Source organism: Pseudoalteromonas sp. ABV4_021 (genome assembly GCF_056159365.1).
In genome coordinates, this window is sequence record NZ_JBSWVB010000001.1 from 240,017 (window position 1) to 251,652 (window position 11,636).

At 41.9% G+C, this 11,636-nt stretch carries 13 protein-coding genes; all 13 read left to right on the forward strand.

The annotated features are described in order from the left end of the window. Nucleotides 1-131 precede the first annotated feature (131 nt). The 13 genes from ACXAFE_RS01145 to rpsQ all read left to right on the forward strand — a co-directional run bounded on the left by ACXAFE_RS01145 (nt 132) and on the right by rpsQ (nt 11,327). The gene (locus ACXAFE_RS01145; protein WP_475147352.1) at nt 132-2,756 is read left to right on the forward strand and encodes a TonB-dependent receptor plug domain-containing protein; all 2,625 of its coding nucleotides are present in this window, start codon (nt 132-134) and stop codon (nt 2,754-2,756) included. Nucleotides 2,757-3,055: 299 nt separating this feature from the next. Continuing rightward, nucleotides 3,056-5,689 (forward strand): TonB-dependent receptor plug domain-containing protein, encoded by a 2,634-nt coding sequence (locus tag ACXAFE_RS01150; protein ID WP_237131410.1) that lies wholly within the window; start codon nt 3,056-3,058, stop codon nt 5,687-5,689. Between the two features lie 689 nt (nt 5,690-6,378). Next, nucleotides 6,379-6,690 (forward strand): 30S ribosomal protein S10, encoded by a 312-nt coding sequence (gene rpsJ, locus ACXAFE_RS01155; protein WP_010561274.1) that lies wholly within the window; start codon nt 6,379-6,381, stop codon nt 6,688-6,690. 27 nt (nt 6,691-6,717) lie between these two features. Beyond that, nucleotides 6,718-7,353 carry a 50S ribosomal protein L3 gene (gene rplC / locus ACXAFE_RS01160; RefSeq protein ID WP_010561273.1) on the forward strand — a complete coding sequence of 212 codons (636 nt, stop codon included), beginning with the start codon at nt 6,718-6,720 and terminating at the stop codon, nt 7,351-7,353. Nucleotides 7,354-7,370: 17 nt separating this feature from the next. Continuing rightward, the gene (rplD, locus tag ACXAFE_RS01165; protein ID WP_054979006.1) at nt 7,371-7,976 is read left to right on the forward strand and encodes a 50S ribosomal protein L4; all 606 of its coding nucleotides are present in this window, start codon (nt 7,371-7,373) and stop codon (nt 7,974-7,976) included. Further along, the gene (gene rplW, locus ACXAFE_RS01170; RefSeq protein ID WP_054979005.1) at nt 7,973-8,275 is read left to right on the forward strand and encodes a 50S ribosomal protein L23; all 303 of its coding nucleotides are present in this window, start codon (nt 7,973-7,975) and stop codon (nt 8,273-8,275) included. Before rplD ends, rplW begins: the two co-directional genes overlap by 4 nt. Nucleotides 8,276-8,292: 17 nt before the next feature. Beyond that, nucleotides 8,293-9,117, forward strand: a complete 825-nt coding sequence (gene rplB / locus ACXAFE_RS01175; RefSeq protein WP_010561270.1) for a 50S ribosomal protein L2 — start codon at nt 8,293-8,295, stop codon at nt 9,115-9,117. A 16-nt stretch (nt 9,118-9,133) separates the two neighbouring features. Further along, complete coding sequence (gene rpsS / locus ACXAFE_RS01180) at nt 9,134-9,412, forward strand: 30S ribosomal protein S19 (RefSeq protein WP_010561269.1); 279 nt, start codon at nt 9,134-9,136, stop codon at nt 9,410-9,412. A 12-nt stretch (nt 9,413-9,424) separates the two neighbouring features. Beyond that, complete coding sequence (gene rplV, locus ACXAFE_RS01185) at nt 9,425-9,757, forward strand: 50S ribosomal protein L22 (RefSeq protein ID WP_054979003.1); 333 nt, start codon at nt 9,425-9,427, stop codon at nt 9,755-9,757. A gap of 11 nt (nt 9,758-9,768) precedes the next feature. Continuing rightward, nucleotides 9,769-10,467: a 30S ribosomal protein S3 gene (gene rpsC / locus ACXAFE_RS01190; protein ID WP_010561267.1), complete on the forward strand. Its 699-nt coding sequence runs from the start codon at nt 9,769-9,771 to the stop codon at nt 10,465-10,467. A 13-nt stretch (nt 10,468-10,480) separates the two neighbouring features. Beyond that, the gene (gene rplP, locus ACXAFE_RS01195; protein ID WP_010561266.1) at nt 10,481-10,894 is read left to right on the forward strand and encodes a 50S ribosomal protein L16; all 414 of its coding nucleotides are present in this window, start codon (nt 10,481-10,483) and stop codon (nt 10,892-10,894) included. Continuing rightward, nucleotides 10,894-11,085 (forward strand): 50S ribosomal protein L29, encoded by a 192-nt coding sequence (rpmC, locus tag ACXAFE_RS01200; RefSeq protein ID WP_010561265.1) that lies wholly within the window; start codon nt 10,894-10,896, stop codon nt 11,083-11,085. The genes rplP and rpmC overlap by 1 nt, the downstream gene beginning before the upstream one ends. Then, a complete protein-coding gene (rpsQ, locus tag ACXAFE_RS01205) occupies nt 11,085-11,327 on the forward strand; it encodes a 30S ribosomal protein S17 (protein ID WP_010561264.1) in 243 nt (80 codons plus the stop codon). Before rpmC ends, rpsQ begins: the two co-directional genes overlap by 1 nt. Nucleotides 11,328-11,636 lie beyond the last annotated feature (309 nt).

An 11,636-nucleotide genomic window follows, 5' to 3' on the forward strand; every position in this document is an offset into this window, starting at 1 on the left:
AACTAACCTTGAGCCGTTTACCACTCACTTCATTCCTTTTAAGTAATATAAATAGCAATAGTCTTCCAATGTAATTAGGTTGCAATTTGCGTTTGACTAAGTCGCGCAATTTTTCCAGGGAGATTATCATAATGAATACATTTAAAAAGTCAGCGCTAAAAATAGCAATGACATCCGCGTTGTTAACAGGGGTTAACTTAAACGCAAATGCAGCTGAAGAACGTTCAGCTGAAGACGTAGAACGTATTGAAATTACAGGTTCACGTATCAAGCGCTCAGATCTTGAAACAGCCACACCAGTTACAGTAATTTCAGCTGAGTCTATTAAAGAACAAGGCTTCGACAGTGTAGCTGACGTTTTACGTAATACATCTTTTAACACTTTAGGTTCTTACCGTGAACAATCAGGTAGTAGTTTTGGTGGTGCTGCGTTAGTAAACCTTAGAGGTTTAGGTGAAGATCGCACTGCAGTATTAATAAATGGTCGCCGTGTGCCTGGCAATGCCTTCACTGGCAGTTCTGCGGTTGATATCAACACAATCCCAATGTCTGCAGTTGAAAGTATTCAAATCCTTACAGATAGTGCATCCGCTGTTTATGGTGCGGATGCGATTGGTGGTGTTATTAACATCATTATGAAGAAAAACTTCGATGGCACAGTTGTTGAGTACAACAGTGATATTCCAAGTCAAGACGGTGGTGATAGAGAGTCTTTCAAGATCACTACAGGCACTTCAAGTGATGTTTCAAGCGTTCTTTTCTCGTTTGAGTATTCAAAGAAAGATCACATCGCAGATAAAGATCGTGACTATACAGGTTTTGTGCAAACAGGTACTGGCATCCCGCGTGATGCTATCGATATTACTGGTGCGAATGCTGGCGGTAATACCGGCTTTGATTTAGATTTTACCGAAGGCTTCGCTGTAGGTCCTTGTAATGATGATACCTCGCTACTTGTTCGCGACCCTTTCGGTTATTCTGGTGAAGGTTGTGGCTATATCTTTAGTGAAGTATCGTATAACACTATGGATGTTGAGCGCTTTTCTACGTTTGTTGATGCTAGAAGAGAGCTTGGTGACGACCATCAGATCTATTTTGAGAGTCGAATCTCTAAAGTTGAGTCATATGGTCGTTTTGCACCAGCCATTGGTGGTTTCTCTGTTTCGGCAGACGCGCCTATTAATCCAGTAGGTGAAAACTTTATTCTTTATCACCGATTTAAAGGTCACGGGACTCGAAACGATAGTATTGATGCGACTGAAATTGATGCAGTACTTGGCTTTAATGGTGTAATAGGGTCAACTGATATTGAATATGATGTTAGTTTCCGTAAATACCGATACGATGCGAATAGCCGAGGCGAAAATTACATTCTAAAATCTAACATAGAAGCGTTAGTGGCTAGTGGGGCATATAATTACTTAGACCCATACTCTGAAGATTCTGAGCATAAAGCTGCGATTGCAAATAGTAACGCTACGCTCTCTCGTGACCTAGGCAATGAAACATCTTCATTCCAAGTTGTGTTGAATGGTTCAACGGATATTGAACTTGGATTAGGTGGCGACGGACTTCAATGGTCTGCTGGTGCAGAATATGTAAGTGAAGATTATAAAGATATTTATGATGCATATCGCGAAGCACGCAATGTACTAGGTTCATCAGGTAATAGTGCGGCGGGTGAGCGTAAACGTTCCGCAGTATTTGGCGAGCTCTATGTACCGGTTATTGAAGGTTTAGATATCAATATGGCGGTGCGTTATGATGACTATGATGATTTTGGCTCAGAAGTTTCACCTTCGATTTCAGCATCTTATGTTGCGACTGATTGGCTTAAATTACGAGCTTCATATGGTCAAGGTTTTAAAGCACCAAACCTAACGGACTTATATGCGCAACCACAACAGAGTTTTGATGGTATCGTCGATACAACTCGTTGTCGTGCACAGGGTATTGCAGATAAAGATTGTCCAGCAGGTCAGCAAGAGACATATTCAGCGGGCAACCCAGACTTGAAAGCTGAAACTTCAGAATCATATAACTTTGGTATCATTTTAGAACCGGTAGATAATTTCTTAATTACCGCAGATTACTATAGTGTTGAGCTTGAAGATGTTGTTACTCAAATTGAGTTTAAAGATGTGTTTGAGCTTGAGCAAGCGAACAATCTTCCTGCAGGTGTAATTGTTAATCGTGCTCCTTCGCAAAATGGTATACCAGGAGCGATAACGCGATGCGCAGTTAAAAAATACCCAGACTGTGGCCTAATTAATCCTGTTGCTAACCTTGCATCACGAACTGTTGAAGGTGTTGATTTAAAGATCCAGTATTTGCATGAAACTAGCTTTGGTGATTTTAGACCTGAACTACAATGGTCTCATATTGCAACTTATGAAGAAGAAATCTTAGGCGTATTATTTGATCAACCAGGTACACAAGGTTATCCAGCGAATCGAGCTAATTTCAATTTCCTATATGAAATTGGTGACTTACGTGTGAACTATATGTATCAGTGGATTGCTGAAACAGATTCGGACACAGGCGGTAAATTTGAAGCGTGGGATACTCATTCAATTAATGCAATTTATTCTGCTATGGATGGGTTGGACCTTGCCTTTGGTGTACGTAACTTAACAGACGAAGATCCGGCAATTGATACTGTTGGTGGTTGGGTGCAGGATTCTGCAGCAACTTCACGAGATTTGTATTCACTTGATGGACGAGTATTTACACTCGGCGTTAAATATTCATTTTAATTAGTAGTTTAGTAACTCAAAGCCAGCGACATTGTCGTTGGCTTTTTTGTGTCTTAAATTAAGGGATTAATTTACTATATTCAAATATTACTAGTGTGATTCTTTAACTATAGATAAACAGAAAGTTAATACATGTGTCTTTTTATGTCAGATTTATAGTTTTTGAATTCAACTCTCGCCGCTTATCCTTAAATTGGATCCTCTTGAATAATACAAATGGAAATGCCTTCTTAATGTAATTAGGTTGAGCTTTGCGTTTGACTAGTTCAACGCAATATTATTCCAGGGAGATAAAATAAATGAAAAAATTCAATAAGTCAGTGTTAAAGGTTGCGATTACCTCAGCATTGCTATCATCTATCAACTTTTCAGTAAATGCGGCAGAAGAAAATGCTTCGTCAGAAGAAGTAGAACGCATTGAAGTAACAGGTTCACGTATACAAAGAACAGATATGGAATCGGCGCTTCCTGTTACAACGCTAACATCATCAGATATTGCAGCGACAGGTTTAACCGATTTATCAGCAGTTATTGCTCAAATGCCTTACAACACGCAAGGTAGCTTTGTAAGTGCGGGCGGTAGTTCCGCGCAAAACCACTCAAGTTCAGGTATGCGTGGTTTAGGTTCAGCAAGAACATTAACGCTTATCAATGGTCGCCGTATTGCACCTTCTGCAACATTTGGTGGTACAAGTACTAACTTAAACTTTGTACCAATTGAAGCAGTAGAGCGTATCGATATTCTGCGTGATGGCGCATCAGCTATTTATGGTTCTGATGCTATCGGTGGCGTAATTAATATTATTCTGAAAAAAGACTTTGAAGGATTATTAGTTAAAGGTTCATTTGCAAACCCAACACGAGGTCAACGTGATGAAGCTGGTGTTTCACTTACATTTGGTTCTCAAGGTGAACGTGCTCGCTCAACTGTTGTAATGGAGCACAAGCAGTGGGAAGGTTTAGCAGGTGGCGGTAGTGGTCGCCCTCAACTAGAAGCTGATTGGGAAACTGGTTATAACCGTTCAACTATTTATTCTCCATATGGTACGTATCGCCCTGTTGATGACGAAGGTAATGCTATTGGTGCGCGTATGCCAGGCCCAGATTGTCCCGCAGATATGATTGTGGACCGTGGTGAAGATGATAAGCGATGTGGTTACAATTACCTTGATGGTAAAGACTTTTTACCTGACCGTAAGAAAGATTCAATCTTTGGTCATGTAGGCTATGACATTACTGATAACCTAGTCTGGGATTCACAAGTAATGGTACTTTTTGATAGCTCTGAAACAGCATCAACAAGTATTAATACAGGTTTTGGTAATGATCCTTTTTATATGGAAGCAGATAATCCAAACAACCCTACTTTCGGCACTGCAAATCCACAGCGTATCGAATACTGGACCCGTATGGTTGGTGCAGCTGATCGTGAATCAACGTTTGATAGTAACGTGTTAGACTTCTCAACATCACTAACTTACAACACTGATATGGGCTCACTTAAAGTTGACCTACAACACAGTACGCAAAAAGTGAATATCAAAACTGAGCACTACGTTTTTGAAGATAAATTTAGAGACGCAGTAAATGATGGTCGCTGGAATCCGTTTGTACTTGGTGGTAATGCGTCAGCAGAAGATATGGCTCTTTTCCAGCATACGTTCACTCGTGAAGCAGAAACTGTATCAAAAGCGGCATTAATTAGTTGGGCGTCTGATACAAACCTAGAACTTGGTGGTGGTACTTTAGCTTACTCAGTAGGTGCAGAATATCGAGACGATACATTTGTAGATAAAATGGACCGACAGACTGCAAATGGTGACGTATTAGGTGCGTTTGGTGGTGATAGTGCAGGTGAGCGTAGTTATAAAGCGGCGTTTGCTGAAATGGATTTACCAGTTTTAGAAAGCTTAACTTTAAAAGTCGCAACACGTTATGACCAGTATAGTGTGCCAGATAAAGGTAAACTTTCGTCAGCAATTAATGCGCGTTATCAAGCGCTTGATAGTTTAGTACTGCGTGCATCTTATGGCCAAGGCTTCCGAGCGCCAAGTTTAGACGACTTACTTGGTGATGAAGCATTAAGCTTTAACCGAGTAATTGATACAACTCGTTGTCAAGCTCTGCCGCCAGCAGACCGTGAAGATGCCGATGTGTGTGAGCCACAACAGATTGAACGCCGAAGTGCAGGTAATGAGGGGCTAAATCCTGAAGAATCTGACCAGTACTCATTAGGTTTAGTTTGGGATATCGTTGATGGTACATCAATGACTGTGGATTACTACAACATTGAAATTAATGAGCAAGTACAATTTCTTAGCGCACAGTCAGTTGTTGATTTAGAAGCTGCGGGTCTACTTAGTAACTTTGATCCTAATCGAATTAACATTACACGTGATGCAGATGGCACGCTAACAAATGTAAATACAAGCTCTATTAATATGGCTGGTATTACAACAAGCGGTATTGATTTAAGTGTGAAAAGCCGTTTCGACTTAGGTAATTACGGTGAGCTTCGTTACAGCTTTGAAGGCTCATATACGCTAGAGTATGAAACGCAAGATACTCCGACAGCACCTCGTTTTGATGAAGTTGGTTATCAAGATACTCCTGAGTATCGTTTCAACACAGGTTTTGGTTATAGTATCGGTGATTTTGATGCAAACCTTACATATCGTTATACAGCTGCATTTAAAGGTGAGTCACCAGAGGATGAGCTAGCTAACATTGAACGTCAAGATTTCTCAAGTTGGAATACTATTGACTTGTCTGCATCTTACACAACAGATCAGTATGGCAAGCTTACAGTTGGTGCTCGTAACCTAACTGATAACATTGCTGACTTAAATGATGAGTTACGTGATGGTTTCAATGATGCTTTCCATGACATCATTGGTCGTGTTGTATATGCAAACTACTCTATTGCGTTCTAATAGAGATTAGCATAGCGAAAAATAGGAGCCTAAGGCTCCTATTTTTATGATTTAGTTTATGAGTAATTAGGCTTTCCGGATATTATCTCAAGCTTAAGCTCTTGATAGAAAAATGTAAGAACAAATCGTTTTTGTAGCTATTCGTTACAAATGAGCAACCTTATCTCGATGAAAGATAAGAATCTTATGTCAAATTGTAATAGCTTCGCCGTTTGTCACCGAATTTGTTCGTATTATCACTTTAGCCTAGAGAATAGGGCGCGCAGTCAGTAGTCTAAGCTCATCGCATTGATATTTAACATTGCGATTTTCTTTGGACCAAATGGGGGATTTATCCACCCCCCATTTTATTTTCCCTATAAAATATTTAGCTTTCAGATCTTAGATTTCAGAATAATTGCTAAACCCTAAACCCTAAACCCTAAACCCTAAACCCTAAACCCTGCCTCAAAAAAACTGTTGCATTTATCATCAATATCACTATAATACGCAAACTTTCAAAATTGTGAGTTCGCTTACAAGCTTTGAAAGTTAAAGATAGAGGCTTGGATTTCAAGCCCATGAACAGGAACTCCGATTTGGAGTTCAAAGGTAAGATATAAGAAGATTGTCGCTTTCCAATTTTTTGGATGAGTTGACGGTTTTTTTATGCTCTTTTTAAAATGCTCTTTTTATTGAGGTTTAATTGAATGTCAAATCAACGCATTCGTATTCGCCTAAAAGCTTTTGACCATCGTTTGATTGACCAATCAACGTTGGAAATCGTGGAAACTGCTAAGCGCACTGGTGCACAGGTTCGTGGTCCAATCCCACTTCCTACACGCAAAGAGCGTTTCACTGTACTTGTTTCTCCGCACGTTAACAAAGACGCGCGTGATCAGTACGAAATCCGCACCCACAAACGTCTGATCGACATCGTAGAGCCAACTGACAAGACTGTAGACGCACTAATGCGTTTAGACCTTGCTGCTGGTGTTGATGTTCAAATCAGCCTGGGTTAATCGGAAGATTAGAGAGGTTTTAGGAAAATGGCATTAGGTCTAATCGGTCGTAAAGTGGGCATGACTCGTATCTTCACTGAAGATGGCGTTTCAATCCCAGTAACCGTTATCGAAGCGACGCCAAACCGTGTAACTCAGGTTAAATCTGAAGCTACTGACGGTTATAACGCGCTTCAAGTGACTGCAGGCGAGAAGAAAGCTAGCCGTGTAAACAAACCAGAAGCGGGTCACTTCGCTAAAGCTGGTGTTGAGGCTGGTCGTGGTCTGTGGGAATTCCGTCTATCTGGCGACGAAGGCGACTTCGAAGTTGGTAACGAAATTACTGTTGAAGTATTCAACGACGTTAAGAAAGTTGACGTAACTGGTACTTCTAAAGGTAAAGGCTTCCAAGGTGGTGTTAAGCGCTGGAACTTCAGCATGCAAGACGCTACTCACGGTAACTCATTATCTCACCGTGCTCCGGGTTCAATTGGTCAAAACCAATCACCTGGTAAAGTATTTAAAGGTAAGAAAATGGCCGGTCACATGGGTGCTGAGCGTGTAACGACTCAAAACCTAGAAGTTGTTCGTGTTGACGCAGAACGTGGTCTATTACTTGTTAAAGGTGCAGTACCTGGCGCAGTAAATGGCGACGTAATCGTTAAACCAGCTGTTAAAGCTTAAGTCCTGGAGATTTAGTGATGGAATTAACGTTAAAAGACGCATCAGGCGCTCTTGAGGTTTCCGAAGCTACTTTTGGTCGTGAGTTTAACGAAGCATTAGTACACCAAGTAGTTGTTGCTTACGCAGCAGGTGCTCGTCAAGGTACTAAAGCTCAGAAGACACGTTCTGAAGTAAGTGGTGGCGGTAAGAAACCATTTCGTCAAAAAGGTACTGGCCGTGCACGTGCTGGTACAATCCGCAGCCCAATCTGGCGCAGCGGTGGTGTGAGCTTTGCAGCTAAGCCGCAAGATCACAGCCAAAAAGTTAACCGTAAGATGTATCGCGGTGCGATTCAAAGCATCCTATCTGAACTAGTTCGTCAAGAGCGTTTAGTAGTTGTTGAAAACTTTGGTCTAGAAGCACCAAAGACTAAAGAACTAGTAAGCAAGCTTAAAGAGCTAGAGCTTAAAGATGTTCTAATCGTAACTGAAGAAGTTGATGAGAACCTATTCTTATCTTCACGTAACCTATATAAAGTAGACGTACGTGACGTTGCGGGCATTGACCCAGTAAGCTTAATTGCTTTCGATAAGGTTCTTATTACAGCTGCAGCTGTTAAGCAACTTGAGGAGGCATTAGCATGATCTCTGAAGAACGTTTATTAAAAGTTCTACGTGCTCCGCACATCTCTGAGAAAAGTACTATCAATGCTGAAACTAGCAACACTATTGTGTTCAAAGTAGCTAAAGATGCAACTAAAGCTGAAATTAAAGCAGCTGTAGAAAAACTTTTCGAAGTTGAAGTAACGGGTGTTCGTTCGCTTGTTGTTAAGGGTAAGAAAAAGCGCACTGGTATGCGTTTCGGTCAGCGTTCTGATTGGAAAAAAGCTTACGTTACTCTTAAAGAAGGCAGCGAATTAGACTTTGTCGGCGGCGCCGAGTAATTTAAGGAGTTAGAATTATGGCACTTCAAAAGTGTAAACCAACTTCTGCGGGTCGTCGTCACGTCGTTAAAGTGGTTAACCCTGATCTACACAAGGGTAAGCCATACGCTCCGCTACTAGAGAAAAACTCTAAATCAGGTGGTCGTAACAACAACGGTCGTATCACGGTTCGTCACATTGGTGGTGGTCATAAGCATCATTACCGTGTAATCGATTTCAAACGCACTAAAGACGGTATTCCGGCTAAAGTTGAGCGTTTAGAATACGATCCAAACCGTAGCGCAAACATCGCTCTTGTATTATATGCAGACGGTGAGCGTCGTTACATCATCGCACCTAAAGGCCTTAAAGCTGGTGATTCAATCCAATCTGGTGTTGATGCACCGATCAAGGTTGGTAACACATTGCCAATGCGTAACATGCCTGTAGGTTCTACTGTTCACAACGTTGAGCTTAAGCCTGGTAAAGGTGCTCAAATCGCTCGTTCAGCGGGTGCATACGTTCAGATCCTTGCTCGTGAAGGTCAGTACGTAACACTTCGTCTACGTTCAGGCGAGATGCGTAAAGTTGAAGCGGATTGTCGCGCAACTTTAGGTGAAGTAGGTAACGCAGAACACATGCTTCGTTCACTAGGTAAAGCTGGTGCTAACCGTTGGCGTGGTGTTCGTCCTACAGTTCGTGGTGTTGCCATGAACCCAGTAGACCACCCACACGGTGGTGGTGAAGGTCGTACTTCTGGTGGTCGTCATCCTGTGTCTCCATGGGGTAAGCCTACCAAAGGTGCTAAGACACGTAAGAACAAGCGTACTGATAAATTTATCGTACGTCGTCGTACTAAGTAATAGTTGAGGAATTGCCATGCCACGTTCTCTCAAGAAGGGTCCATTCATTGACCTACACTTGCTGAAGAAGGTAGAGAAGGCGTTGGAAAGCGGTGACAAGAAGCCTATAAAGACTTGGAGCCGTCGTTCAATGATCATCCCTAATATGATCGGATTGACCATCGCTGTCCATAATGGTCGTCAGCACGTCCCTGTATTTGTTTCGGACGAAATGATCGGTCACAAACTAGGTGAATTTGCACCTACACGTACTTATCGCGGCCATGCTGCTGATAAGAAAGCTAAAAAGCGTTAATAGGGGAATATGATGGAAGCATTAGCTAAACACAAATTCGCCTCTGGTTCAGCGCAAAAAGCACGTTTAGTTGCAGATCAAGTCCGTGGACTACCTGTTGATCGCGCGCTAGAAATACTGGCGTACAGCCCTAAATCAGCGGCTGTTTTAGTTAAGAAAGTACTAGAGTCTGCTATTGCGAATGCAGAGCATAACGAAGGTGCTGACATTGATGAGCTTAAAGTGTCGAAAGTTTTTGTAGACGAAGGTCCTACAATGAAACGTATTCGTCCACGTGCTAAAGGTCGTGCGGATCGCATCCTTAAGCGTACTAGCCACATCACTGTTGTGGTTTCAGATAACTAGGAGATTAACTAATGGGACAAAAAGTACACCCTACTGGTATTCGCCTAGGTATCTCAAAACCTTGGGTATCTACTTGGTACGCGAATACAAAAGACTACTCTGAGACGCTATTTGGCGATCACAAAGTTCGTACTTTCCTTACAAAGGAATTAAAAGCGGCTTCTGTGTCTAAAATCGTTATCGAACGTCCAGCGAAATCAATCCGTGTAACAATTCACACAGCTCGTCCTGGTGTTGTTATCGGTAAAAAAGGCGAAGACGTTGAGAAGCTACGTCAAGCAGTGACTAAACTTGCAGGTGTTCCGGCTCAGATCAATATTTCTGAAGTTCGTAAGCCAGAGTTAGACGCACAGCTTGTAGCTGACAGCATCTCTTCACAGCTTGAGCGCCGTGTAATGTTCCGTCGTGCTATGAAGCGCGCGGTACAAAACGCAATGCGTCTAGGCGCTAAAGGTATTAAGGTTGAAGTTAGCGGTCGTTTAGGCGGCGCTGAAATCGCACGTTCTGAGTGGTACCGTGAAGGTCGTGTACCTCTACACACTCTACGTGCTGATATCGATTACGCAACTTCAGAAGCTTTAACTACTTACGGCATCATCGGTGTTAAAGTTTGGATCTTCAAAGGCGAAGTTATCGGTGGTCTTCCACTGAAACAAGAAGCTGAGAAGCCAGCTAAGCGTGCACCGAAAAAAGCTCGTAAAGCTAAGTAAGGGGTAGCGATCAATGTTACAGCCAAAACGTACAAAATTCCGTAAAATGCACAAAGGCCGCAACCGCGGTTTAGCGCAAAACGGTAACAAAGTTAGCTTCGGCTCATTCGGCCTTAAAGCGACTGGCCGTGGCCGTATGACTGCTCGTCAAATCGAAGCAGCTCGTCGTGCTATGACTCGTCACATCAAGCGTCAAGGTAAAATCTGGATCCGTGTGTTCCCAGATAAGCCAATTACAAACAAGCCGCTTGAAGTTCGTATGGGTAAAGGTAAAGGTAGCGTAGAATACTGGGTTGCTGAAATTCAGCCTGGTAAAGTACTTTACGAAATGGAAGGTGTTTCTGAAGAGCTTGCTCGTGAAGCGTTTGACCTTGCTGCTCGTAAACTACCATTCAAGACAACATTCGTAACTCGGACGGTAATGTAATGAAAGCTAGCGAATTAAAAGACAAGAGCGTAGAAGAGCTAAACACTGAACTTCTAGAGCTTCTTCGTGAGCAGTTTAACCTGCGCATGCAAGCGAGCACTGGTCAGCTAGCTCAGTCTCATTTACTACGTAAAGTACGTCGCGATATCGCGCGTGTTAAAACGGTTATCAACCAGAAGGCAGGTGCATAATGAGCGATAAAATCCGTACTCTACAAGGTCGCGTAGTTAGTGACAAGATGGACAAGTCTATCGTTGTTGCTATTGAACGTCAGGTGAAGCACCCAATCTATGGTAAATTCATCAAGCGTACTACTAAGCTACACGCACACGATGAGAACAACACTGCTAAAGTAGGCAACACAGTTACTATTCGTGAATGTGCTCCTATCTCTAAGAACAAATCTTGGACTTTAGTAGACGTTATTGCTTAATTTTTATTAATTAAGTAAACGCTAAAAACCCCGGCCTTGGTCGGGGTTTTTTACGTTTGGAATAAAGTAAATTAAGTTGTAGGCGAAGCACCGCCACATGATTAAATTATGAGTTTGAATAGTTAGTGAATAATGGATGAGAAAATACCTATAGCTTAAATCATCATTGCAGATTTCTATTTTGACTAATTTCGACCGTCTGTTGCATCACTACTGTTTTTATATTCATCGATTTATTTTGTTAGGAAAGTTAAAGGATTGTTTTTTCTGTTTACATAAATCCTTAATGCATTACTTTTTTTTTGTTAT